Source organism: Microbacterium sp. ZKA21 (genome assembly GCF_050434165.1).
Lineage (GTDB): Bacteria > Actinomycetota > Actinomycetes > Actinomycetales > Microbacteriaceae > Microbacterium.
This window is the reverse complement of record NZ_JBNPVV010000001.1, coordinates 72,250-97,544: the sequence shown is the minus strand read 5'-3', so window position 1 is coordinate 97,544 and position 25,295 is coordinate 72,250. Positions and strand designations below refer to the sequence as shown.

At 68.9% G+C, this 25,295-nt stretch carries 20 protein-coding genes; 13 read left to right on the top strand and 7 right to left on the bottom strand.

The window, feature by feature from the left end; all coding sequences use genetic code 11:
- Nucleotides 1–87: 87 nt before the first annotated feature.
- Entirely contained in the window at nt 88–1,989 is a 1,902-nt protein-coding gene (locus M2317_RS00535) for a glycosyl transferase (RefSeq protein WP_429456316.1), read from the top strand.
- A complete protein-coding gene (locus M2317_RS00530; protein WP_429456314.1) occupies nt 1,986–2,927 on the top strand; it encodes a tetratricopeptide repeat protein in 942 nt (313 codons plus the stop codon). The genes M2317_RS00535 and M2317_RS00530 overlap by 4 nt, the downstream gene beginning before the upstream one ends.
- 14 nt (nt 2,928–2,941) lie before the next feature.
- On the opposite strand, the gene glgB is transcribed toward M2317_RS00530, so the two are convergent.
- The 3 genes from glgB to glgX are packed head-to-tail and all read right to left on the bottom strand — an operon-like array spanning nt 2,942 to nt 9,348.
- Nucleotides 2,942–5,146, bottom strand: coding sequence for a 1,4-alpha-glucan branching protein GlgB (gene glgB, locus M2317_RS00525; RefSeq protein ID WP_429456312.1), 2,205 nt, complete (start codon nt 5,144–5,146; stop codon nt 2,942–2,944).
- On the bottom strand, nt 5,143–7,215 hold the full coding sequence (locus M2317_RS00520; RefSeq protein ID WP_429456310.1) for an alpha-1,4-glucan--maltose-1-phosphate maltosyltransferase: 2,073 nt from the start codon (nt 7,213–7,215) through the stop codon (nt 5,143–5,145). The genes glgB and M2317_RS00520 overlap by 4 nt, the downstream gene beginning before the upstream one ends.
- A gap of 60 nt (nt 7,216–7,275) precedes the next feature.
- Nucleotides 7,276–9,348, bottom strand: coding sequence for a glycogen debranching protein GlgX (gene glgX / locus M2317_RS00515; protein WP_429456308.1), 2,073 nt, complete (start codon nt 9,346–9,348; stop codon nt 7,276–7,278).
- 92 nt (nt 9,349–9,440) lie between these two features.
- Here glgX and M2317_RS00510 point away from each other — a divergent pair, with 92 nt between their 5' ends.
- Genes M2317_RS00510 through M2317_RS00490 form a run of 5 tightly spaced genes read left to right on the top strand, consistent with a single transcriptional unit; the run spans nt 9,441 to nt 15,073 of the window.
- Nucleotides 9,441–10,616: a cysteine desulfurase family protein gene (locus tag M2317_RS00510; RefSeq protein ID WP_429456306.1), complete on the top strand. Its 1,176-nt coding sequence runs from the start codon at nt 9,441–9,443 to the stop codon at nt 10,614–10,616.
- 9 nt (nt 10,617–10,625) lie between these two features.
- Nucleotides 10,626–11,723, top strand: a complete 1,098-nt coding sequence (gene mnmA / locus M2317_RS00505; protein WP_429456305.1) for a tRNA 2-thiouridine(34) synthase MnmA — start codon at nt 10,626–10,628, stop codon at nt 11,721–11,723.
- Nucleotides 11,724–11,761: 38 nt separating this feature from the next.
- The gene (gene ligA, locus M2317_RS00500) at nt 11,762–14,077 is read left to right on the top strand and encodes an NAD-dependent DNA ligase LigA (RefSeq protein WP_429456303.1); all 2,316 of its coding nucleotides are present in this window, start codon (nt 11,762–11,764) and stop codon (nt 14,075–14,077) included.
- A complete protein-coding gene (locus M2317_RS00495) occupies nt 14,074–14,553 on the top strand; it encodes a hypothetical protein (RefSeq protein ID WP_429456301.1) in 480 nt (159 codons plus the stop codon). Before ligA ends, M2317_RS00495 begins: the two co-directional genes overlap by 4 nt.
- The gene (locus M2317_RS00490) at nt 14,546–15,073 is read left to right on the top strand and encodes an AAA family ATPase (RefSeq protein ID WP_429456299.1); all 528 of its coding nucleotides are present in this window, start codon (nt 14,546–14,548) and stop codon (nt 15,071–15,073) included. The genes M2317_RS00495 and M2317_RS00490 overlap by 8 nt, the downstream gene beginning before the upstream one ends.
- Nucleotides 15,074–15,083: 10 nt before the next feature.
- On the opposite strand, the gene M2317_RS00485 is transcribed toward M2317_RS00490, so the two are convergent.
- The 4 genes from M2317_RS00485 to M2317_RS00470 all read right to left on the bottom strand — a co-directional run bounded on the left by M2317_RS00485 (nt 15,084) and on the right by M2317_RS00470 (nt 19,657).
- Nucleotides 15,084–15,359: an acylphosphatase gene (locus tag M2317_RS00485; protein WP_429456297.1), complete on the bottom strand. Its 276-nt coding sequence runs from the start codon at nt 15,357–15,359 to the stop codon at nt 15,084–15,086.
- Nucleotides 15,360–15,418: 59 nt separating this feature from the next.
- Nucleotides 15,419–15,961 carry an N-acetyltransferase family protein gene (locus tag M2317_RS00480; RefSeq protein WP_429456295.1) on the bottom strand — a complete coding sequence of 181 codons (543 nt, stop codon included), beginning with the start codon at nt 15,959–15,961 and terminating at the stop codon, nt 15,419–15,421.
- A 111-nt stretch (nt 15,962–16,072) separates the two neighbouring features.
- Nucleotides 16,073–17,908, bottom strand: a complete 1,836-nt coding sequence (locus M2317_RS00475) for a DEAD/DEAH box helicase (RefSeq protein WP_429456293.1) — start codon at nt 17,906–17,908, stop codon at nt 16,073–16,075.
- Nucleotides 17,909–17,956: 48 nt separating this feature from the next.
- A complete protein-coding gene (locus M2317_RS00470) occupies nt 17,957–19,657 on the bottom strand; it encodes a long-chain-fatty-acid--CoA ligase (RefSeq protein ID WP_429456292.1) in 1,701 nt (566 codons plus the stop codon).
- A gap of 66 nt (nt 19,658–19,723) precedes the next feature.
- On the opposite strand from M2317_RS00470, the gene gatC reads away from it, so the two are divergent.
- From gatC to M2317_RS00440, 6 genes are read left to right on the top strand one after another with little or no spacing between them, the layout of a single operon-like run.
- Entirely contained in the window at nt 19,724–20,023 is a 300-nt protein-coding gene (gatC, locus tag M2317_RS00465; RefSeq protein ID WP_429456290.1) for an Asp-tRNA(Asn)/Glu-tRNA(Gln) amidotransferase subunit GatC, read from the top strand.
- A complete protein-coding gene (gatA, locus tag M2317_RS00460) occupies nt 20,020–21,537 on the top strand; it encodes an Asp-tRNA(Asn)/Glu-tRNA(Gln) amidotransferase subunit GatA (protein ID WP_429456289.1) in 1,518 nt (505 codons plus the stop codon). The genes gatC and gatA overlap by 4 nt, the downstream gene beginning before the upstream one ends.
- Complete coding sequence (gene gatB / locus M2317_RS00455; protein ID WP_429456287.1) at nt 21,537–23,051, top strand: Asp-tRNA(Asn)/Glu-tRNA(Gln) amidotransferase subunit GatB; 1,515 nt, start codon at nt 21,537–21,539, stop codon at nt 23,049–23,051. Before gatA ends, gatB begins: the two co-directional genes overlap by 1 nt.
- Before the next feature lie 56 nt (nt 23,052–23,107).
- Nucleotides 23,108–24,364, top strand: a complete 1,257-nt coding sequence (gene dinB, locus M2317_RS00450; RefSeq protein ID WP_429456285.1) for a DNA polymerase IV — start codon at nt 23,108–23,110, stop codon at nt 24,362–24,364.
- A gap of 37 nt (nt 24,365–24,401) precedes the next feature.
- The gene (locus tag M2317_RS00445; protein ID WP_429456284.1) at nt 24,402–24,719 is read left to right on the top strand and encodes a hypothetical protein; all 318 of its coding nucleotides are present in this window, start codon (nt 24,402–24,404) and stop codon (nt 24,717–24,719) included.
- On the top strand, nt 24,703–25,287 hold the full coding sequence (locus tag M2317_RS00440) for a hypothetical protein (RefSeq protein ID WP_429456282.1): 585 nt from the start codon (nt 24,703–24,705) through the stop codon (nt 25,285–25,287). Before M2317_RS00445 ends, M2317_RS00440 begins: the two co-directional genes overlap by 17 nt.
- The last annotated feature ends 8 nt before the right edge of the window (nt 25,288–25,295 follow it).

Below are 25,295 nucleotides of genomic sequence, written 5' to 3'. Positions count from 1 at the left end.
CTTCGGACAATACTCAGGTGATTTCGCTAGTCTGAAACGTCGAGCGATGATCCGGGACCCTTCCGGATCACGTAAGGAGAACTTTTCGTGCGATTCGTATGGGCCGTCGTGGCCTTCGTCCTGGCCACGCTCCTGATCGGTGCGGGTATCGCTCAGCGCACCCTCTTCCTGGGCCCATCCAGCGAGGAACTGGTGCTGGAGACCTCGCAGCCGGAGCCCTACACGCTGATCGATGGTGCCGTGCTGCGGACCCAGCCCGGTCTGCAGAGCCTCATCATCCGTGGTGAAGGGGAGCTGTTCGCGGCCTACGGGCGCACACCGGACATGGAGGCGTGGCTCTCCGATGCCACGTACAACTCGATCACCCTGGACGCGGACGGCGCACCTGTCACCACGGTCGTCGAGCCGGAGGCCGCCGAGGACGGCGGTGGCTCCGACGCGACGGCTGCACCGACTGCGGATCCGGCGGCGCCGACCGCCGGCCGCAACCCGGCGGGCTCCGACCTCTGGCTGGACTCGTTCGCCGAGCAGGATCAGATCATCACCGATACGCAGCTTCCCGAGGGAACCAGCATCCTCATCGCGCGGGACGGAACCGAGCCCGCGCCCGACGACATCGTCGTGTCCTGGCCGCTGGACGACTCCACACCGCTGGCGGGGCCCCTGATGGCCGCCGGTGGTCTGATGCTCGCCATCGGGATCGTGCTGTACATCCTGGGCATCCGGCACCAGCGCCGTGGCCGGGGGCCGCGCCGCAAGGGACCCGGCCCGCTGCCGGTCACCGAGCCGATCGACGTCGCGATCGACAAGGTTCCCGAGAACGAAGCGATCGAGCAGAAGCCGTCGGAGGACAAGGCGGATGCCGAATCCGAGCGGGTGCCCGAGCAGAAGTCGGAAGAGGGCACGGCCAAGCGCGTCGGCCTGGCACGTCGGCGACGACTCGCGATTCCGGCGCTCGCGCTGGTCGCGGTCGTGGCGACCGGGTGCTCGGCCGACTCCTGGCCGCAGTTCGGCGCCGAGACGGCGACCCCGTCGCCGACGCCGACCGTCATCGCCCCCGAGAACCAGAAGCCGCCGGCGGTGACGGAAGCACAGGCCAAGCGGATCCTGGAGAGCATCTCGGGCACCGTCGCGACCGCGGACACCGACCTCGACATCGACGCCGCCGCGACGCGGCTGGACGGTGCCGCACTGACCGCCCGTCGTACGGACTACACGCTGCGCGGTGCGATCGCCGACCGCCCGGCCCCCGCCGTGATCCCGACGGACGACGTCGAGATCCTGCTGCCGCAGGCGACGGACGCCTGGCCGCGCACAGTCCTGATGCTGTCGAAGAGCAACGAGGACGACTCCGTGGCGCCGGTGATCATGACGATGAAGCAGCAGGACCCGTGGTCGAACTACAAGGTGTCCTACCTCGCCGAGATGCAGGCATCCGTCGAACTGCCGGCCCTCGCGCCGGCCTGGGCGGGGACGACACTCGTTCCGCCGGACACGACTTTCCTCTCGATCGCTCCGAACGAGCTGGCCGCGGCGTTCTCGGATGTCGTGGATGCCGGAGACCAGAGCGCCTCGTACGACCTGTTCGACGATGGAACGCACGAGCTGGCCACCACCATCCAGGCGAGCAGGCAGTCCGTCGTGGACAGCCTCGCCGAGAAGAAGGCGGCGGAGACCTCGAAGGCCGAGTTCGGCATGGAGCCCTCCGCTGACGAGCCGGTGTCGATGGCCACCCTGGACAGCGGTGCGATCGTCTCGGTCTCGGTGCTCGACAGCGAGACGATCACGCCGACCTCGGCGGATGCCGTGATCAAGTTCGGCGACGACCCTGTGGCGAAGGCGCTCACCGGCGTCGATCAGTCGGCCAAGGGAGTCAAGACGACCTACAGCATGCAGCTGTTCTTCTCGGTGCCGACGCAGGTGTCGGGGGAGCAGATCCGTTTGCTGGCGGTGCACCAGGATGTTCTGAGCGTGGAAGTGATCAAATGACCGACATCTCTCCGGCCGCCCTCCGCGGCGCCGTCGATCTGTCCGCCCTGCGAGGCCGTCCGGCCGCGACCTCCGCTCAGGCGGCGGCATCCGCGGGCGACGCCGCACCGGCCTCCGGCGCGCTCATCCGCGACGTCACGGACGATACCTTCGGCGAAGTCCTCGAGCTGTCGCGCACAGTGCCCGTGGTCGTCGACCTCTGGGCCGAGTGGTGCGGGCCGTGCAAGCAGCTGAGCCCGATCCTCGAGAAGCTGACGAAGGAGCTCGCGGGTCGCGTCGTCCTCGCCAAGGTCGACGTCGACGCCAACCCGCAGCTCGCTCAGGGCTTCCGCGCGCAGTCGATCCCGATGGTGGTGGCACTCGTGGCCGGCCAGCCCGTTCCGATGTTCAACGGCGCGGTCCCCGAGGAGCAGGTGCGCCAGGTCTTCGATCAACTCCTGCAGCTCGCGGCGCAGAACGGCGTCACCGGAGCGCTTCCGGTCGGCGACGAGCAGCCTGACGATGCCGCCGCCGAGGAACCGCCGCTGCCGCCGCTGCACGCAGAGGCCTACGCGGCGATCGAGGAAGGCGACTACGCGACGGCGATCCGCGCGTACGAGAAGGCCCTCGCCGAGAACCCCCGCGACGATGAGGCGCGCGCCGGTCTCGGACAGGTCCGCCTGCTCGACCGCGTTCAGGGGCTGGATCTGCAGCAGGCGCGGGCGGCAGCCGCCGCGGCGCCTCAGGACATCGATGCGCAGTTCGCGGTGGCCGACCTCGATATCGCCGGCGGGCACGTCGAGGACGCGTTCGGACGCCTGCTCGATCTGTTCGCCGTGCTGGCAGCGGACGAGCGGACGCCGGTGCGCGAGCGCCTGGTCGAGCTGTTCGGTCTGATCGGCGCCGACGATCCTCGCGTCGTCAGCGCGCGCACGCGGCTGGCTTCGCTCCTGTTCTGAGCTGACCGCCGTCGTCAGCCGTGCGACACCGTCGGCACGTGCGGATCGGACTGGTGACGCAACCACAGCGTCGACAGCGCGGGCAGTGTGACCGCGGCGACAGGTGTGCCGGCATCCTGTGCGGCGTGCGCGACGACCATGCCGAGATTGCCGACGTCGTAGCCGCCGAATGCGGCGGCATCCGTGTTCAGCACCTCCTGCCAGACGCCTTCCACGCTGAACGCCAGCGGCAACGCCGTTCGTGTGGTGCCCGAGAAGTTGCTGACGACCACGAGGCGTCCGCCGTGGGCGTCACGACGCTCGAAGGCGATGACGTTCGGATCCCAGGACGGCGCGCCCATGCGGGTGAACGACGAGGCGTCGCCGTCGCGCTCCCACAGCGGCGACTGCGCGCGGTAGGTGGCGTTGAGCGAGCCGACGAACTCCAGCAGTTGCCGATGCGCCGGCTGATCCAGCAACCACCAGTCCAGTTCCCTGGATTCGGACCATTCGGACAGCTGCCCGAACTCCTGCCCCATGAACAGCAGATTCTTGCCCGGATGCCCCCACATGTACGCCAGATACGCGCGCGCGTTCGCGAGCTGATGGGCGTGATCACCCGGCATCTTCGCCACGAGGCTCCGCTTGCCGTGCACGACCTCGTCGTGGCTGATCGGAAGCACGTAGTTCTCGCCGAACGCGTAGACGAACGAGAACGTCATCTCGCCCTCATGATGCGAGCGATGCACGGGGTCGCGCTCGATGTAGGCGAGGGAGTCGTTCATCCAGCCCATGTTCCACTTGAACCCGAACCCGAGTCCTGCGTGATCGGTGGGGGCGGTGACGCCGGGGAAGCTCGTGGACTCCTCGGCGATCATGACGATGCCGGGATGCAGCCGGTAGGCGGTGGCGTTCGCCTCCTGCAGGAACCGGATGGCTTCGAGATTCTCGCGCCCGCCGTGGACGTTCGGCTCCCACTCGCCGTCGTTGCGCGAGTAGTCGAGGTAGAGCATCGAGGCCACGGCATCCACCCGTAGACCGTCGATGTGGAACTGTTCGAACCAGTACAGCGCGTTGGCGACCAGGAAGCCGCGCACTTCGGGACGGCCATAGTCGAAGATCAGCGTGCCCCAGTCCTGGTGCTCGCCGCGACGCGGATCCGGGTGCTCGTACAGCGCCTCGCCATCGAAGCGGGCGAGCGCGAACGCATCCTTGGGGAAGTGACCGGGCACCCAGTCCAGAATGACGCCGATGCCAGCGCCGTGGAGGCGGTCGATGAGATGACGGAGATCGTCGGGGGAGCCGAAGCGGCTGGTGGGCGCGTAGTAACCGCTCACCTGATAGCCCCACGACCCGCCGAAGGGATGCTCGGCCACCGGCATGAATTCGACGTGCGTGAACCCCGTCGCCTGCACGTGTTCGATCAACGGTTCGACCATGTCGCGGTATCCGAGACCATGGCGCCACGAGCCGAGGTGGACCTCGTAGACCGACATCGGCTGGGCGACGGCGTGCGTGGCCGCCCGACGCGTCATCCAGGCGCCGTCCTGCCACACGTAGGCGGATGCCGTGACGACGGATGCCGTCTCCGGCGGCGTCTGGGCGAGCTGCGCCATGGGGTCCGCTTTGAGGATCCAGCGCCCGTCACGGGTGAGGATCTCGTACTTGTAGCGCGTGCCGATCGTGACATCGGGGATGAACAGCTCCCAGATCCCGCTCGCTCCGAGCGAGCGCATCGGATGTCCGGTTCCATCCCAGCCGTTGTGATCGCCGACGACCCGCACGGACCGCGCGTTCGGCGCCCACACGGCGAACGCGGTGCCCAGTTCGGATCCGTGCGCCCGCGGGTGCGCGCCCAGCACCTCCCACAGGCGCTCGTGGCGGCCCTCAGCGATCAGGTGCAGGTCGATGTCGCCCAGCGTCGGAAGATGCCGATACGGGTCACCCGTGACCGATTCGTCGTCGCCGTAGACCGCTGAGACGCGATAGGCGACCGGGGGACCCTCGTGCCTCGCCTCCCATATGCCGTGTGCGGTATGGGTCATCGGCAGCCGCTTCCCATCCGCGAAGACCACGCTCACCTCGTCGGCGAGCGGGCGCCGGACGCGGATCGTCGTGAGTGTGCGTCCCGCGGCATCCTCGGCGGGATGCGCGCCGAGGACGTCATGCGGGGCATGATGCGCACCGGCCGCGATCCGCGCCCAGTCCTCGGCCTCGGTGACGTCCTCGACGTAGCTCATGATCGCTCCTTCACTGCCAGGATGTGCACGGGCTCGGCGAAGGCGTCGAGCCGCACGTAGTCGTGATCGGTCCAGGTCCACACCTGCCCGGTGACGAGATCCTCCACGTCGAACGGCTCGCCGGGCGCAACGCCCCAGATTCGCGTGTCCAGATGAACGGTGGTCTCCCGCACCGAGTGCGGGTCGACGTTGGCGACGACCAGCACGGTGTCGGCGGAACCTGTGCCCGTGAAGGCGGCGTCGAGATGCTTCGAGTACACCAGCACCGCGTCGTCATCGCTCCAGTGCACGGCGAGATTGCGCAACTGGCGCAGCGCCGGATGGTCGCGTCGGATCTCGTTGAGACGTCGGAGGTACGGGGCGAGCGAGTCGCCCGACTTCTCCGCCGCTGCGAAGTCGCGCAGCTTGTACTCGTACTTCTCGTTGTCGATGTTCTCCTCGGCGCCGGGCCGCGCGACGTTCTCATACAGCTCGTAGCCGGCGTAGACGCCGTAGGTGGGCGCAGCCGTCGCCGCGAGAGCGGCGCGGATCCGATAGGCGGCGCGGCCGCCGAACTGGAGGTACTCGGTGAGGATGTCCGGGGTGTTGACGAAGAGATTGGGGCGCAGGTAGTCCGCGGTCTCGGTCGCGAGGGAGGTCAGGAACTCCTCGAGCTCGGCCTTGGTGTTGCGCCACGTGAAGTACGTGTAGCTCTGCTGGAAGCCCACGGCCGCGAGTCCGCGCAGCGGCGCCGGACGAGTGAAGGCCTCGGCGAGGAAGACGATGTCGGGATGCCGCTCGTTCACGCGGGCGATCAGCCACTCCCAGAACCAGAGCGGCTTGGTGTGCGGGTTGTCGACGCGGAAGACGCGCACGCCCTGGGCGATCCAGTGCTCGACGACGCGCAGCACCTCCGCGCAGATCCCGTCCGGGTCGTTGTCGAAGTTGATGGGGTAGATGTCCTGGTACTTCTTCGGCGGGTTCTCGGCGTACGCGATCGACCCATCAGGGAGGGTCGTGAACCACTCGGGATGCTCGTGCACCCACGGATGATCGGGAGACGCCTGCAGCGCGAGATCGAGCGCGATCTCCAGCCCCGCCTTCTGCGCCGCGCGCACGAACGCCCGGAAGTCGGCGAGCGTTCCCAAGTCGGGGTGGACGGCGTCATGCCCGCCCTCGGCCGACCCGATCGCCCAGGGCGATCCGGGGTCGTTCGGGCCGGCGTTGAGTGTGTTGTTCGGTCCCTTGCGATGGCTGCGGCCGATCGGATGGATCGGCGGCAGGTACACCACGTCGAAGCCCATGTCCGCGACCGCGGGCAATCGTTTGGCGGCGGTGCGGAACGTGCCGCTTCCGATCGTGCCGTCCTTGCTCCGTTTGGCGCCCTCCGAGCGGGGGAAGAACTCGTACCACGCGCCGACCCCGGCCGCTGTGCGCTCCACCAGGATGCGGCGCTCGTCGGACGTCGAGGACAGCGAGCGCACCGGGCGCGCGGCGAACAGTCGGGCGAACTCCGCGCTGCGTGCCGCTTCGAGAGTCACCGCCGCATCCGCGTCGCCGAGATCGCGCGCGGCGGCGGCGAGCCGACGACGCTCGGCGGCCGGACGGTCCTTCTCCGCTGCGGCGCGTGCGAACAGCTGTGCTCCGGACGCCGTCATCACCTCGACGTCGACCCCGACGTCGATCTTGACCGCGGCGGCGTGGGCCCACGTGGCGTAGTCGTCGGCGAAGGCCTCGAACCGGTAGCGCCACAGTCCCCTGGCGTCGAGGGCGATGTCGGCGACCCATCGATCGGTGCCGTCGTTCAGCGGCTCGAGACGATGCAGGGTCTCCGACCCGTCGGGGGCCGTCAGGCGTACGTGCACGCCGATGCGATCATGTCCCTCGCGGAATGCGATGACGCTGAACGGCACGACCTCGCCGGAGAACGCCTTGGCGTCGAATCCGCCGGGGACGGAAGGGCGGGGATCCGAGAGCGGGATCCTGCCGACGCGCGTCTGCTCCGGCGTCGTGGTCGCCTGGGCGGATCGCAGAGGGATGTGGGCGGGGCTCCTCAGAGCCTCGGAACGGGATACCGTGCGTGCGGCCATATCCCGAATGTACCGCTCCTGCGCGCTCGGTGACACCGGCGCGCGAGCGGGCTCGGCGCATCACTCCACGCGGAACAGATGCATCGACGTCCCAGGCACGGGAAGGACGTCGCCAGGGGCGAGGACGCGCTGTTCGGCATCCGGGTGCTCGTCGGCGCTCGACCACAGTGAGATGAACCTCGTCGCGCCTTCGACGGCATCCGGAAGCGTGATGTCGATCGGCGTCTCGGTTCCGTGCACGATGAGCAGGATGCGGTTGTAATCCTCGGTGTCCGGAGTGGACGCGGCGACGTACTGCAGCGTCCGATTACCGGGGTCGGTCCACTGTTGCTGCTCCATCGTCTCGCCGTTCTGGTCGTACCAGTCCATGACGCTCGCGTTGGGGATGTGCTCGCCGAGGCGCGCATAGCGGCTGGGCCGCAGTGCCGGGTTCTCCCGACGCAGCCTGGTCAGGGTCGTGACGTGGGCGCGGAGATCCTCCTGCCACGGCTCGAACTCCCAGCTCAGCCACGTGAGCGCGGAGTCGTGCGCGTATGCGTTGTTGTTGCCGCGCTGCGTGCGCCCGCTCTCGTCCCCTGCGGTGAGCATCGGGATGCCGGCGGACAGCAGGAGGGTCCCGAGCAGGTTGCGCATCGCCTTCCTGCGGGCTGCGAGGATCGCAGGGTCGTCCGTCGGGCCTTCGGCACCATGGTTGAACGAGCGGTTCATGTCCGCGCCGTCGTGGTTGTTCTCGCCGTTCGCCTCGTTGTGCTTGACGTCGTAGGAGACGAGGTCGTGCAGTGTGAAGCCGTCGTGCGCGGTGACGAGGTTGACGCTCGCCAACGGACCGCGCTCGTCGGCGAACGTGTTCGAAGAACCGGCAAGTCTCGTCGCGAATCCGCCGATGCCGACCGGAGCCGAGGCACGCCGCGCGTAGTCGATGTCGCTGAGCCAGAAGTTGCGGACGCGATCACGGTAGCGATCGTTCCACTCCATGAAGCCGTCGGGGAAGTTGCCGGTCTGCCACCCGCCGAGCCCGACGTCCCACGGCTCCGCGATGAGCTTGACGTCTTCGAGCACAGGATCCTCGAGGATCGCCTGCAGCAGCGGGTGGTCGCGGTCGTACTCGTGTCCGGCGTTGCGTCCCAGAGCCGCCGCAAGATCGAATCTGAAGCCGTCGATCTGCATCTCGGTGGCCCAGTAGCGCAGCGAGTCCAGGACCAGGCGCGCGGCGGCATCCGTCGACGTGTTCAGCGTGTTCCCGCATCCCGTGGTGTCGATGTACGCACCGTCCGGCTGCTGCCGGTAGTACGACGCGTTGTCGATGCCGCGCAGGCTCGATCGAGGTCCGCCGATGCCCTCCTCGGAGGTGTGGTTGTAGACGACATCGAGGACCACCTCCAGGCCCGCCTCGTGCAGCAGCCGCACCATGCCCTTGAACTCCGAGAGCACCGCTTCAGGCCCCTCCTTGCGCGCGTCATCACTGGCGTACGCGGCGTGGGGGGTGAAGAAGTTGAGGGTGTTGTAGCCCCAGTAGTTCGTGAGGCCGCGCTCGAGCAGCCGCGGCTCCGGCACGAACGCGTGGATCGGCAGCAGCTCGATCGTCGTGACCCCGATCGAGTGGAAGTACTCGATCATCGCGGGGTGGGCGAGGCCGGCGTACGTGCCGTGCAGGGCCGGAGTGACGCCGGGATGGCGTTTGGTGATGCCCTTGAGATGCGCTTCGTAGATCACGGTGCGATCCAGCGGGATGCGCGGCTTGGGCACGCCGCCCCAGTCGAAGCCGTCCGCGATGACGACCGAGCGCCATTCCTCGTACCCGTCGCCCTGGGCGAGGCCGCGCGCGTAGGGGTCCAGCAGCAGGGTCTCGGGATTGAATGTGTTGCCGGGACCGTGCGGGCCGCCGACCCGCAGCGCGTAACGGGTCCCCGGCTGCAGGAGGTCGGTCGTGACCTCCCACACACCACCGGGACGGCGTTCGAGCGTCGCGGTGTCCGTCACCCAGTCCAGGTCGGACTCGTCGAAGGTGACGAGCTCGACGGACGACGCGTTCTGCGACCAGACGCGCAGCGTGGCCGCACCGTCGTGCAGTCGGACGCCGAGGTTGTCGAGGTTGTTTCCGCCGGGAACGGAGAACGGAGGGGACACGGGCATGAGTAACACCATAGGCGGGTTGTGTTGCCGTCTCATGTCAGGCTGCACTCAGTTCCACCCTCGGCGGCACGCGAACAGGGGAGAATCGAGGTATGCGTCACTATCTCGATCACGCGGCGACGACTCCGCTGCGTCCTGATGTCCGGGACGCCTGGCTGCAGGCGACGATGGTCACCGGCAACGCCGCGTCGACGCACGGCGCCGGTCAGGATGCGCGGCGACTGCTCGAGGAGTCCCGCGAGCGCATCGCCGCCGTGCTCGGGAGCGACCCGATCGAAGTGGTGCTTACGTCGGGCGGAACCGAGTCGATCAACACTGCGCTGCGCGGGCTGTGGGCTTCCCGTCCGCAGGGCACGGACGCGATCGTGCTTCCGGATGCCGAGCACCACGCGACCGTCGACACGACCGCCGCTCTCGTCCGCGAAGGCGCGAACGTCCGCGAGGTGCGGGTGACCGACCAGGCGCGCATCGATCCAGACATGTTCGCCTCGGCGCTCCCTGGGGCCGCACTGGCCACCGCGCTGGTGGCGAACAACGAGGCGGGCACCATCAACGACGTCGGAGCGCTGTCGCAGGCCGCAGGTACGGCGATGGTGCCGTTGCATCTGGATGCGGTCGCGGCGCTCGGGCACGTCCCGTTGTCGTTCCGCGGTCTGCGCGGTGATGCACCGGCGGGCGCGGGGCTGGTGGCGATGAGCATCGCCGGGCACAAGATCGGCGCCCCCGTCGGTGTCGGTGCGCTCGTGGTGGCGCGCACGGCGCGGATGAGCGCACTGCTGCACGGCGGGGCGCAGCAGCGCGGTCTGCGCGCGGGGACGCAGGACGTCGCAGGCGCCGCGGCGCTGGCTCTCGCGCTCGAGCGGGCCGAAGCCGAACGGGAGACCGAGTCCGCGCGCCTGGCTGCACTGCGGGATCGGCTCGTCGGCGGCATCCTGCAACGCGTTCCGCAGGCCGTGCTGCTGGGCGATCGCGCCGAAAGGCTCCCTGGCAACGCGCACATCCTGTTCCCTGGTGCTGTGGGGGAGAGCCTGCTGTTCCTGCTCGATGTCGCCGGCATCGCGGCATCCACCGGATCCGCGTGCCAGGCCGGCGTCGCCGAGCCGTCGCACGTCGTGATGGCGATGGGGCGCAGCGAGCAGGACGCCAGAAGCGTGCTGCGGTTCTCCCTCGGCCGCACCTCGTCCGACGACGACGTGGATGCCGTGCTCGCCGTGATCGCGGACGTGTTCGCACGGGCATCCGGGTCCCGGTCAGGCAGCGGCTCGTAGACTGGACCCATGCGTATTCTGGCGGCAATGAGCGGTGGCGTTGACTCGGCTGTCGCTGCGGCCAGGGCCGTGGAGGCGGGCCACGAGGTCGTCGGCGTGCATCTGGCGCTCTCGCGCGCCGGTGGCACTCTGCGCACGGGCAGTCGCGGATGCTGCACGATCGAGGACGCCATGGACGCTCGTCGTGCGGCTGATCGCCTCGGCATCCCGTTCTATGTATGGGACTTCTCGGAGCGGTTCCGCGACGACGTTATCGACGACTTCATCAGCGAGTACCAGGCCGGTCGGACGCCGAATCCGTGCATGCGGTGCAATGAGAAGATCAAGTTCGCAGCGCTCCTCGAGCGCGCGCTCGAACTCGGCTTCGATGCCGTCTGCACGGGGCACTACGCGACGCTCGTCCCGACCGATGCGGGGCTGGAGCTGCACCGTGCCTCGGACAGCGCGAAGGACCAGTCGTACGTGCTCGGCGTGCTGACAGCCGAGCAGCTGGCGCATACCTACTTCCCTCTGGGCTCGACGCCGTCCAAGGCTCTCGTGCGCGCCGAAGCCGCCGAGCGCGGACTCAGCGTGGCGCAGAAGCCGGACAGCCACGACATCTGCTTCATCCCCGACGGCGACACCCGCGGGTGGCTGGCCGAGAAGGTCGGCACCGCCACGGGGGAGATCGTCGACCGCACCGGCGCCGTCGTCGGCTCGCACGAGGGGGCGCACGGCTATACCGTCGGCCAGCGTCGAGGCCTCCACCTCGGTGTGCCCGCGCCCGACGGCAAGCCGCGTTTCGTGCTCGAAGTGCGCCCCGTGACGAACACGGTCGTTGTCGGGCCGAAGGAGGCGCTCGCGATCGGGGAGATCGCGGGGGAGCGGTTCAGCTGGGCAGGGGCGGCGCCGACGGCGGAATCCTTCGACTGTCATGTGCAGATCCGCGCGCACGCCGATCCGGTGCCGGCCGCGGCCTCCGTGTCGGATGACGGTGTCCGTGTCGTGCCGTCGGTGCCGCTGGACGGCGTGGCCCCGGGGCAGACCGCCGTGCTGTACATCGGAACGCGCGTGCTCGGACAGTTCACGATCGACACGACGGTCTCAGCGGTGCCGGTCGGGGCCTGAGACCTCGAGATGTCGGTGCTCGCTCGTAGACTCGTGCTGTGCCGGAGAACATCTCGCTGGAAGACGCCCGCCTCGAAGCCGAAGAGCTGACCACCCGCATCCTCGAGGCGAAGGACGCGTACTACGGTCGCGACACGTCGCTCGTCGACGATGCGACCTATGACACCTGGATGCGTCGGCTCGAGGAGCTCGAGCGGCTGCATCCCGAATTGCAGGGACAGGATTCGCCCACGCAGATGGTGGGTGCGGCCGAGGTCACCGGCCTCGCCACGATCGAGCACGCCGAGCGGATGCTGAGCCTCGACAACGTGTTCTCCGTCGACGAGCTGCGGGACTGGGCGGCGAAGACCCGGGCATCCGCAGGGCGGTCCGTCGCCTGGCTCACCGAACTGAAGATCGATGGTCTCGCGATCAATCTGCGCTATGAGAACGGCGTTCTCACCTCGGCGGCGACGCGCGGCGACGGCCGCGTGGGTGAGATCGTCACCGAGAACGCGCTTCGGCTGCCCGAGATCCCCGACCGCCTGATCGGGGACGGCCACCCGGACATCGTAGAGGTCCGCGGAGAGGTGTTCATCCCGGTGGCGGCATTCGAACGGCTCAACGCGGCGCAGGCCGAGTTCCGTGAGCGGGCGTACGCCGACGCCCTGGCGCGGTGGGAGAGCCGCGGCGGCACCAAGAAGCCCTTCGAAGAGGACAAGGCGCGCGCGGCGGCGGCCAGGCGATTCCCCTCGTTCGCTAATCCGCGCAATGCCGCGAGCGGCGGCCTGCGGCAGCAGCTCGACAAGAAGGACGGGTTGGAACTCGAGGCAGGTCTCCTGCGCATCGAATCGCTGGCGATGTACGTGCACGGCATCGGCGCCTGGCCGAACCCGCCGGTGGCGGCGCAAAGCGATGTGTACGAGCTTCTGTCGAGCTGGGGACTGCCCACCAGCCCGCACTTCCGGGTGTGCGAGGGGATCGACGACGTCGTCGCCTTCGTCGAGCACTACGGCGAGCATCGGCATGACATCGAGCACGAGCTCGACGGCATCGTGGTCAAGGTCGACGAGCTCGCGCTGCACGACGAACTCGGCATGACCAGTCGCGCACCGCGGTGGGCGATCGCCTACAAGTACCCGCCGGAAGAGGTGCAGACGAAACTGCTCGACATCGTGGTCTCGGTCGGTCGCACCGGCCGCGCCACGCCCTTCGCCGTCATGGCGCCCGCACACGTCGCCGGGTCGGTCGTGCGGCAGGCGACACTTCACAACAAGGACGTTGTCAAGGCTAAGGGCGTGCTCATCGGCGACACGGTGGTGCTGCGCAAGGCCGGGGATGTGATCCCCGAGGTGCTGGGTCCCGTGGTCGACAAGCGCGACGGCTCCGAGCGCGAGTTCGTGATGCCGGTCGGATGCCCGGAATGCGGTACACCGCTGCGTCCGATGAAAGAGGGCGACATCGACCTGCGCTGCCCGAACGCGCGTTCGTGTCCCGCGCAGGTGCGCGGACGCGTCGAGCACATCGGGTCCCGGGGCGCGCTCGACATCGAGGTGCTCGGGGAGGTGACCGCCGCGGCGCTCACGCAGGCGGAGCCGCCGGCGCTGCCGCCGCTCGACACCGAGGCGGGGCTGTTCTCTCTTGCGCTCGACGATCTCGTGCCGATCTCGGTCGTGGTACGCGACGGCGAGACCGGCCTGCCCAAGCAGGACGACGACGGCATCGTCAAGACGCGCGCACCGTTCCGTCGCAATCCGACGGCGGCCGAGAAGAAGAACGGGATCAACGCCGCGCAGCCGTCGTCGGCCGCAGTGAAGCTGCTCGCCGAACTCGAGAAGGCGAAGACGAAAGAGCTGTGGCGGCTTCTCGTGTCGCTGAACATCCGTCATGTGGGGCCCGTCGCTGCCCGCGCGCTCGCCCAGTGGTTCGGGTCGCTCGATGCGATCCGCGCGGCATCCCGTGAGGAGCTGGCGGCCGTCGAAGGCGTCGGCGGGATCATCGCTGATTCGCTGCTGGACTGGTTCGAGGTCGACTGGCACCGCGAGATCGTCGAGCAGTGGGCGGCCACCGGCGTGCAATGGGCGACACCAGGGCACCCGGGTCCCGGAGCAGCGGTAGCCGCGGGCGGCGTACTCGACGGCCTCACGATCGTCGCGACGGGGAGCCTCGACGGCTATACGCGCGACGGCGCCCAGGAAGCGATCATCCAGGCCGGCGGCAAGGCGGCGTCGAGCGTGTCGAAGAAGACCGACTTCGTCGCCGCGGGCCCGGGTGCGGGCTCGAAGCTCGCCAAGGCGGAAGAGCTCGGCATCCGGATTCTGGATGCCGAGCAGTTCCGCATCCTCGTCACGGAGGGGCCGGACGCGCTGGCATGAAGCGCTACGGTCCGCTGATCGCCGTCCCCGGCGCCGTCGCGATCGGGGATCCTGGGCGCCACCACCTCCGGCTGACGCCTGACGCGGTCATCGTCCGCGACGGAGCCGACGGTCGCGGAGTGCTCGCGTGGGACGACGTGGAGCGGGTGACGCTCGACGTCCCCACCACACGGTTCCGCCTACCGGGGCTGGCAGGTACCGTCGTGATCGGCGCGCTCACGGTGGTCACCGCCGACATGATCGACTTCGACCCGGACGACGGCACGATCGAGGTGGTCGTGGACGGCGTCTCGACGATTCTGCCGCTGAGCCGCCACCATGTGGGCGGCTACTGGGCTCCCACCGTGACCGGCGCCCATCGGCTGCTCGCGCATCTCATCCGCACGCCCGAGCAGCGGTCGCTGCTGGCGCATCCGGAGGCCGTCATCGACGTTGCGGCCAAGCTCGCCCGCTCGGTCGCGGATGCCGATGGCTGACCGGCTCATCGTCCTCAACGGCATGGCGGGATCGGGGAAGACGACACTGGCACGGCCGCTGGCTCGGGAGCTCGGGGTGCCACTGGTCTCCAAGGACGCGATCAAGGAGGCGCTGGGCGACGCCGTCGACGCACGGCTGCCCACGCGGGCGGTCGGCGCGCTGGCGGCCGACGTGCTCTGGCGGATGGTTGGGATGCTGGAGGGGACGGTGCTCGTGGAGTCGGTCTGGCTCACCGGCCGCGATGAGAACTGGTTCCGCCGCGGTTGGGAGACGGCCGGTTCGCCCGCGGGGCTGGAGGTTTGGTGCGAGGCGCCGCGTCAACTCATGCGCGAGCGCTACCTGACGCGACCCCGACACGGCGTGCACGACGACCAGGGACGCATCGCCGAATGGGACGCCGCGGCGGAGATCGCCAGCCCGATGACGGGATTCCCCGTGATCCGCATCGACACGGGACGCATCGTCGATGTCCCGGCTCTCGCCGTGATGATCGCGGCGCAGGAGTTCGGCGCGATCTGACGAGCGGCTGTCACCGCGCCCGGCGGATCTCGAACCCGTGGTTCGTCTGCCTCGGGATCTCGCGCAGTTCGACGGTATCGACGTGCGCGTGCGGCGGGCCGGTGCGCATCGCCCGGACGATGTCGTCGATCTGCGCCTGGTCGCCGTGGAGTTCGGCCTCGACGGCACCGTCACGGCGGTTGCGCACCCAGCCGGACACGTCGTGCGACACCGCCAGCTCGTGCACGAACCAGCGATAGCCGACGCCTTGCACGCGACCGGTGACGACGACGTTGATCGAACCCATGCCTCCAGGATGCCCGCTCCGGATTTGGGAACCAATGTCGTCCCCAGATCGAGGTGCGATCAGAGCGCGCGGACGTGACGGAGTTCATGAAGGCCGGTGGCGCCTCCGGCATCCCCGTACTTCTCGCCGCCGTCAGCCAACCAGCCGTGACTTTCGTAGAATCGAATCGCACGCTGGTTGCCGTCGAGCACCCAGAGGTAGGCATCGGCGAAGCCGTTGTCGCGGAGCTCGTCGTCGACCCGCGCGATCAGGGCATGCCCGATGCCGTGCGACCACACCGACGGATGCGCGTACAGTCCAGCGAGCTCGCCGCGATGCGACTGGCCTTCGTCCCGACCAGGGCCGAAACCGGCCCAGCCGACGATCCGGCCACTGTCCTCCGCGACGAGCAGGCGATGCGCCGGCTCGTCATAGCCCTTCGGCGGAAGACCCTGCAGCGACCGCGTGATGAAGCCGGTCCACATCGTGGTCCGGTGTTCGAGGTCCAGTCCGTCCAGGATCGCCTGATCGATGAGCCCGGCGTACGCCGATCGCCAGGCATCCAGGTGCACTTCCGCCACGCCGACGGCGTCCTTGACCCGCGCCCACCGCACCTTCATCATGCCGCTACGCTAACCGACACACGAGCGGGCTCGCGAAACCTGCGTTCTGCGGTAAGACCGAACCGGCTCGGCTCGGTCTCACCGCAGAAGACGTCGCGTGGAGAGGGGGGGTCAGCCCTTGTGGCGGGGCTTGCGGAACGGCTTGTCGTCGCGGTCGCCACGCGGCGGACGGCTGTCGCGGTCGTACCGCGGGCGGTCATCGCGACGATCGTCGTTGTCGCGAGGGCGACGGGCTCCGGGGCCGCGATCCGGCTTGATCTCGATCAGGCGGCCCGAGATGCGGGTGTCCCTCAGCTTGTCGAGCACCGCGGCATCCAGATTCGCGGGCAGCTCGACGATCGAGAAGTCCGGGTTGATCTTGATCGCGCCGAAGTCGTCGCGTCCGAGGCCGCCCTCGTTCGCGAGCGCGCCGACGATCTGGCGCGGCTCCACGCGGTGGCGGCGGCCGACCTCGATGCGGTACGCGGAGTAGTCGCCGCGTCCACGGCGCTCGGTGCGCGGCGGACGCTCACTGCGCTCACCGCGGGTTCCCGACTCGCGCGGCGGACGGTTGTCGGCCGCGACGGCACGGGCGAGCGGGTCGTTCTGCGGATCCAGCAGCAGCGGCGTCTCACCCTGGGCGACGACGGCCAGTGCGGCGGCTACATCGCCCTCGGGGACGTCGTGGTTGCGCACGTAGTGCGCGACGATGTCGCGGAAGGCCTCGATGCGGCTCGTCTCGCTCAGCGCGGTCGTGATGGCGTCGTCGAAGCGCGTGAGACGGGTCGTGTTGATGTCCTCGGTGCTGGGCAGCTGCATCTGGGTCGGAGCCTGACGAGTGGCCTTCTCGATCGACTTGAGCAGGTAGCGCTCGCGCGGGGTGATGAAGCTGATCGCGTCGCCCGTGCGGCCGGCGCGGCCGGTGCGGCCGATGCGGTGCACGTACGATTCGGTGTCCGTGGGGATGTCGAAGTTGATGACGTGGCTGATGCGCTCGACATCCAGACCACGGGCGGCGACATCGGTTGCGACCAGGATGTCGAGCTTGCCGTCCTTGAGCTGGTTCACGCTGCGCTCGCGCTGCACCTGGGGGACGTCGCCGTTGATGGCGGCTGCCGAGTATCCTCGGGCCCGCAGCTTCTCGGCCAGCGTCTCGGTCTCGTTCTTGGTGCGGACGAACACGATCATGCCGTCGAAGTTCTCGACCTCGAGGATGCGGGTCAGCGCATCCACCTTCTGCTGGTACGAGACGACCAGGTAGCGCTGCGTGATGTTCGTGTTGGTCGCCGTCTTCGACTTGACGGTGATCTCCTCGGCATCCCGCAGGTACTGCTGCGCGAGTCTGCGGATCGTCGCCGGCATGGTCGCCGAGAACAGAGCGACCTGCTTCTCCTCCGGGGTCTGCGCGAGGATCTGCTCGACGTCCTCGGCGAAGCCCATCTTCAGCATCTCGTCGGCCTCGTCGAGCACGAGGTACTTCAGTTCGGACAGGTCGAGCGTGCCCTTGGCGAGGTGGTCCATGATGCGCCCAGGGGTGCCGACGACCACGTGCACGCCGCGGCGCAGCGCCGACAGCTGCACGCCGTACCCCTGTCCGCCGTAAACGGGCAGGACATGCACGCCCTTCATCTTCGAGGCGTACGACTCGAAGGCCTCGCAGACCTGCAGGGCGAGTTCGCGGGTCGGCGCGAGCACGAGGGCCTGCGGGGTCTTCTGCGACACGTCCAGGCGCTCGAGCACGGGCAGCGCGAAGGCGGCGGTCTTGCCGGTTCCGGTCTGTGCCATGCCGACGACATCGCGTCCGCTCAGCAGGGTCGGGATGGTCTCGGCCTGGATCGGCGAAGGAGTCTCGTATCCGAGGTCTCGGATGGCTTTGAGAACGGGCCCGGTGATGCCGAGCTCCTCGAATCCGGGGGTTGCGGGGGATTCCTCGGGGGCGTCGGTCAGCACTGCATCTTCAGGGGTCACTTCCTAAAGGTAGCGCCCCGCGGCCCTTCGTGTCTGTGAGGACGTCGGTCAGGACCCGCTCGTCAGAGCGATGAGCTTGTCCTTGACCTCGCGGCGCAGGACCTTGCCGATGAGGGACTTCGGCAGTTCGTCGACGACGAACACGCGTCGCGGAACCTTGTAGGGCGTCAGGATGCCGCGGACGAACTCGCGGATCGACTCGACGTCCACATCGGAATCGCTGTCGACGACGACGGCTGCGACGACCTCCTCGCCGGAGTGCTCGCTGGGAAGCCCGACGACCGCGGCATCCGATACCAGGGGATGCTGGCGCAGCGCGTTCTCGACCTCGGTCGGGGCCACGTTGAACCCGCCGGTGATGATGAGCTCTTTGATCCGATCCACGATCCGCACGAACCCGGCGTCGTCGATCGTGACGATGTCGCCGGTGCGGTACCACCCGTCGACGAACGCCTCCTCCGTGGCTTCGGGCTTGCCGTAGTACCCGGAGAACACCTGCGGACCGCGGACCACGAGCTCGCCTGCTGCGCCCGGCTCGACGTCCTTGGACGGCTCATCCGGATCGACGACGCGGCATTCGGTCCCCGGCAGCGGCAGGCCGACCGTGCCGGGGACGCGGTTCTCGGCCACCGGGTTGGCCATGAGGACCGGCGAGCATTCGCTGAGGCCGTAGCCCTCGACGAGGTAGCCGCCGGTGGCTTCCTCGAACGGCACGACCAGGTCGTGGGGGAGTGCCATCGCACCGGAGATCGCGACGTCGATCCCGTTGAGCGACACGCCCTTCGCGGTCGCGGCGCTGAGCAGGCGATCCGCGATCGGCGGCACGAGCGGCAGAAACGTGGCCGGATGCTTCTTGACGACGTCGAGGACGAGGTCGGGGTCGAACTTCGGGAACAGCACCAGCCGCGCCCCCATCGACATCGCGAACGTCAGGCACAGCGTCAGACCGTACGCATGGAACATCGGCAGCACGGCGTACACCACGCACCCGTGGCCGCGCTGGATCGACGGCACCCAAGCCTGCGACTGGGCTGCGTTGGCCAGCAGGTTGCGATGCGTGAGCGCGGCGCCCTTCGGCGTCCCCGTCGTGCCGGATGTGTACTGGATGATCGCCAGGTCGTCGGTCTGCGGTTTCGGGTGGGATGCGGGCAGCGGGTCAGCGCCGACGACGCGCTCCCACAAGATGGTGCCGCGCACCTTCTCCGTCAGCGCCGCACGGGATTCACGTGCCTTCGCGATCGGGAGCTTCAGAGCGAGCTGAGTGAGCTTCGGCATCCCCTTGGTGATGTCGACCGAGATGAGCGTCGAGACGGCGAGGTCGGCCGGGAACTCCTGCACGGTTCCCACGACCTTGTTCCACACGATGGCGTGCGTGGCACCGTGGTCCTCGAACTGCTTGCGCAGCTCGCGCGGCGTGTAGAGCGGATTGTGCTCGACGACGACGGCTCCGACTCGCAGCACGGCGTAGAAGGCGACGATGTGCTGCGGGCAGTTCGGCAGCACGATCGCGACCGGGTCGCCCGGCTTCACGCCGAGGGCGCGCAGTCCGCCGGCCGCGCGGTCGATCGCCGCCTGGAGTTCTGCATAGGTGGTCTCGCGTCCGAAGAACTGCAGCGCCGGGGCATCCGGATAGTCCCGAGCGGATGCCGCGACGATGTCGATGAGCGAGCCCTGCACCGGTGCGAGGTCCTCGGGGACGCCGGCGGCATAGCTGGCGACCCAGGGACGAGGAGGAACGAACGTCGTCATGGGCAACAGCCTATGGGGGCCACGCGGCGTCGCGGGGGAACGGCCGCCGCGAACTAGACTGGGCGGGTGTCTGAAATCACCCCCGAACTCGTACGCCATCTCGGCGTGCTCGCGCGCATCCAGCTGAACGACGACGAGGTGACCCGGCTCACGGGCCAGCTCGACGCCATCGTCGACAACATCGCGAAGGTCTCGGAAGTCGCCACCGCCGACGTCGTGGCGACGAGCCACCCGATCCCGCTCGCGAACGTCTTCCGACCCGACGTGGTCGGGGAGACGCTGACGCACGAGCAGGTGCTGCAGAACGCACCGGACGCCGCCGACGGACGCTTCCGCGTCACCGCGATCCTGGGAGAAGAGCAGTGAGCGACATCATCCGCTGGACCGCCGCAGAGCTCGCGGACAAGCTGACGGCCGGTGAGGTCTCCAGCCGCGAGGCCACCCAGGCGCACCTCGACCGCATCGCCGCCGTCGACGGCGACGTGCACGCTTTCCTGCACGTGAACGACGGCGCCCTGGCAGCGGCGGACGCGGTCGACGCGGCTCGCGCCGCGGGGGAGAGGCTGCACCCGCTCGCCGGCGTTCCGCTGGCGATCAAGGACGTCCTGGTCACCACTGATCAGCCGACCACGAGCGGGTCGAAGATCCTCGAGGGCTACATGTCGCCCTACGACGCCACGGTCGTCGCCCGTGCGCGCGCCGCCGGTCTCGTGCCGTTGGGCAAGACCAACATGGACGAGTTCGCGATGGGCTCCTCCACGGAGCACTCCGCGTACGGCCCGACCCGCAACCCGTGGGACCTCGACCGCATCCCCGGCGGATCCGGCGGCGGCTCGGCCGCGGCTGTCGCGGCGTTCGAAGCCCCGCTGGCGCTGGGCTCGGACACCGGCGGATCGATCCGTCAACCAGCGCACGTCACCGGCACGGTCGGCATCAAGCCGACGTACGGCGGCGTGAGCCGCTACGGCGCGATCGCGCTGGCGTCGAGCCTCGACCAGGTCGGTCCCGTCACCCGCACGGTGCTGGATGCCGGGCTCCTGCACGATGTGATCGGTGGGCACGACCCGAAGGATTCCACGTCGCTCACGGACGTCTGGCCGTCGTTCGCCGACGCCGCGCGCGATGGCGCCCGAGGCGACGTGCTCAAGGGCCTGAAAGTCGGTGTCATCGAGGAACTGCCCGATTCCGGCTTCCAGCCCGGTGTCGCAGCGTCCTTCCGCGAGTCGCTCGCGCTGCTCGAGGCCAACGGTGCCGAGATCGTCGAGATCTCCACGCCGCACTTCGAGTACGGCGTCGCCGCCTACTACCTGATCCTGCCGGCAGAGGCATCCAGCAACCTGGCGAAGTTCGATTCGGTCCGCTTCGGATTGCGTGTCACCCCCGAGGGCGGCGCGACCGTCGAGGACGTCATGTCCGCGACGCGTGAAGCCGGGTTCGGCGATGAAGTGAAGCGCCGCATCATCCTGGGCACCTACGCGCTGTCCGCCGGGTACTACGACGCCTACTACGGCAGCGCGCAGAAGGTGCGCACGCTCATCCAGCAGGACTTCGCGAACGCCTTCGCCGAGGTCGACGTCATCGCGACGCCGTCGGCTCCGACCACCGCGTTCAAGATCGGCGAGCGGATCGACGACCCGCTGCAGATGTACCTGAACGACGTCACCACCATTCCCGCGAACCTGGCGGGCGTCCCCGGCATCTCGATCCCCTCAGGACTCGCGGCCGAAGACGGGCTGCCCGTCGGCATCCAGTTCCTGGCTCCCGCGCACGAGGACGCCCGTCTGTACCGGGTGGGCGCCGCGCTGGAGACACTGCTCGTCGATTCGTGGGGTGCACCGCTGCTGACCCGGGCCCCGGAGCTCGCTGGAGGGAACCGCTGATGGCCGCTGCCAAGCTGATGGACTTCGACAAGGCGCTCGAGCTGTTCGAGCCCGTGCTCGGCTTCGAAGTGCACGTCGAACTCAACACCGAGACCAAGATGTTCTCGGACGCGCCGAACCCGGCGAACGAGAAGTACCACGCCGCCGAGCCGAACACCCTCATCGCTCCCGTCGATCTGGGTCTTCCGGGTTCGCTTCCGGTCGTGAACGCCACCGCGATCCGATCCTCGATCAGCCTCGGGCTCGCGCTCGGCTGCTCGATCGCCGAGTCGAGCCGGTTCGCCAGGAAGAACTACTTCTACCCCGACCTCGGCAAGAACTACCAGATCTCCCAGTACGACGAGCCGATCGCGTATGAGGGCTCGGTCGAGGTGGAACTCGAGGACGGCACGCTCGTCACGGTCCCGATCGAGCGCGCGCACATGGAGGAGGATGCCGGAAAGCTCACCCACATGGGAGGAGCGACCGGACGCATCCAGGGCGCCGAGTATTCGCTCGTCGACTACAACCGAGCCGGGGTTCCGCTCGTCGAGATCGTCACGAAGCCGATCTTCGGCACCGAGCACCGTGCGCCGGAGATCGCGAAGGCCTATGTCGCCGCGATCCGCGACATCGTGCGCGGCCTCGGCATCTCGGAGGCCCGCCTGGAGCGCGGCAACCTGCGCTGCGATGCCAACGTCTCCCTGCGCCCGCGTGGACAGGAGAAGCTGGGTACGCGCACCGAGACCAAGAACGTCAATTCGATGCGGTCGGTCGAGCGCGCCGTCCGCTACGAGATCCAGCGTCAGGCGGCGATTCTCGCCGACGGCGGCTCGATCATCCAGGAGACCAGGCACTGGCACGAGGACACCGGCACCACGTCGCCGGGGCGTCCGAAGTCGGATGCCGATGACTACCGGTACTTCCCCGAGCCCGACCTGCTCCCGGTGCAGCCGGCCGCCGCGCTGATCGAGGAGCTGCGCGCAGCGCTGCCCGAGCAGCCCGTCGCCCGTCGTCGCCGGCTCATGACCGAATGGGGCTTCACCGATCTGGAGTTCCAGGACGTCCGCAACGGCGGTCTGCTCGACGTCGTGGAGGCCACGATCGCCGCCGGCGCCGCGCCTGCTGCCGCACGCAAGTGGTGGACCGGTGAGATCTCGCGTCGGGCGAATGCTGCGGAGAAGGAGTCGACCGAGCTGATCAGCCCCGAGAACGTCGCCGCGCTGCAGAAGCTCGTCGACGCCGGCACTCTCACCGACAAGCTGGCGCGCCAGGTGCTCGAGGGCGTCATCGCCGGAGAGGGCACGCCGCAGGAGGTCGTCGACTCCCGCGGCCTCGCGGTCGTCTCGGATGACGGCGCACTCATCGCCGCGATCGACGAGGCGCTGGCCGCCCAGCCCGATGTCATGGCGAAGATCAAGGACGGCAAGGTCCAGGCCGCCGGTGCGGTCATCGGAGCGGTCATGAAGGCCATGAAGGGCCAGGCAGATGCGGCGCGCGTGCGCGAGCTGATCCTGGAGCGCGCAGCGCAGTAGCCTTCGCGGCGCTCGTACTTCGGGCGGATGTCGGTGGGGTCGGCGAGAATGGACGCATGGGGCGCGGTGATGGTTCGGGGCGCATCGTCTCACCCGAGGGTGCGGACGATGCGGGCACGCGCATCCTGCACGTCGACATGGATGCCTTCTACGCGGCAGTCGCCGTCCTCGACGACCCGTCGCTGCGTGGACTTCCGCTGATCATCGGCGCGCCGGATGGTCGGTCGGTCGTCTCGAGCGCATCCTATGAGGCGCGACGCTACGGCGTCCGCGCGGCCATGCCGGTGTCGCAGGCGATGCGGCTGTGTCCGACGGCGCGCATAGTCCTGCCGGACTTCCCGCGCTACCAGGAGATCTCGCGTCAGGTGATGACGATCTTCGAGTCGTTCACGCCGCTGGTCGAGCCGCTCTCGGTCGATGAGGCGTTCCTCGACGTACAGGGCGTGCGGCGGCTGTGGGGGAGTCCGGGGCGGATCGCCCAGCTGGTGCGCGAGCGCGTGCTCGGCGAGGTCGGCATCACCTGCAGCGTCGGCGTCGCCGCGACCAAGCACGTGGCCAAGATGGCGTCGACCCTGTCCAAGCCGGACGGTCTGCTCATCGTCGCAGCGGCCGACACCCTGGACTTCCTCGCTCCGCGTCCCGTGCGCGCGATGTGGGGCGTCGGCCCGAAGGCGGCCGAGTCACTGGAAGCCCGTGGCATCCGGACGATCGGGGACATCCGGGAGTCGCCGCAGGACATGCTGGATCGCGCGGTGGGCCCCGCGCTCGGGCATCGGCTGACGGAACTCGCCCGGGGCGAGGATCCGCGCGCGGTCGAGACCACGCGCGTGGAGAAGAGCGTGGGCCACGAGGAGACCTTCGACGTCGACATCACCGATCGCGAGATGCTTCGCTCCGAGCTGCTGCGCCTGTCCGATCGCGTCGCGGCCCGGCTTCGACGCGCGCAGTGGGAGACGCGGACGGTCGCGATCAAGATCCGCTTCGACGATTTCACGACGGTGAACCGTTCGCAGACGCTGGCGGAGCCGACGGCGGTCGGGCAGCGCATCGGCACAGCCGCGCAGGAACTGTTCGAGCAGATCGACCGTCGCAGCCCGGTACGTCTGGTGGGCGTGCGGGCCGAGAAGCTCCAGCCCTCGGGCGGCGGCGCGTTCGCGCTCTGGGACGACGACGAGGACTGGCGCCGAGTCGAGGGTGCGCTGGACAGCGCACGAGCGCGCTTCGGCAACGCCACCATCACCCGTGCCCGCCATCTCGGCCGCGGAGACGGGCGCGGTGCACCCCGGCATCCGAAGGCGCATGGAACCGATTGACGGCGTGGTGGGCGTCCGAGTGGACTAGCGTTGACGCATGCCGAACATCGCAGTGGAACTAGGGAAGCTGGCCGCCGACTTCGGCGTGAAGAGCGCATACGGCGAGCCGCAGGACGTCGACGGCGCGAGCATCACGCCCGTCGCACTGACCGTGACCGGCTTCGGTGCCGGAACGGCGGATGCGGGCGAGGGCGGTGGGGGATACGGCGTATCCGTCCCGCTCGGCGTCTACGTGCGCCGTGAGGAGGGATTGCGGTTCGAGCCGAATCTCATCCCGTTGATCGTCGTGGCGATCCCGTTCGTCTGGGTCGCCGGACGTGCGCTCGCGCGTGTCATCCGTGCACTCAAGAAATAGTCCCGACCAGGTCACAGCAGCGCTGGATGCCGGGGCGACTCGCGTCGTGGCGGCGATCTCGGCCATCTCGGCCGCCAATCCGGTGGTCCTGATCGATGGACGAAGCGGGGCGGGCAAGACGACTCTCGCTCGCCTGGTCGCCGAGCGCTGGCCGGTGGCGGGCCGTCCTCAGTTGATCGCGATGGATTCCCTCTATCCGGGCTGGGATGGACTGGATGCCGGGACGCAGCGCGCTCTCGACGGCATCCTCCGTCCGCATGGCCGCGGGCGCATCGGAATCTGGCATCGCTGGGACTGGGAGCGCAGTGCGGATGCCGAGAGTCACGCCGTCGACCCGGCGCTGGGCATCATCCTCGAGGGGTGCGGAACGATCACCCCGCAGACCGCGCGGATCGCGGACGTGCGCGTCTGGGTGGAGTCGCCGGATGCGACGCGGAAACGGCGGGCGCTGCAGCGGGACGGTGACACCTACCGGCCGCATTGGGAGCAGTGGGCCGCGCAGGAGCAGATCCATCTCGACCGTGATGATCCGCGCGGACTCGCGAACGTCCTGGTGCTGATCCCGTGAACCGCTGT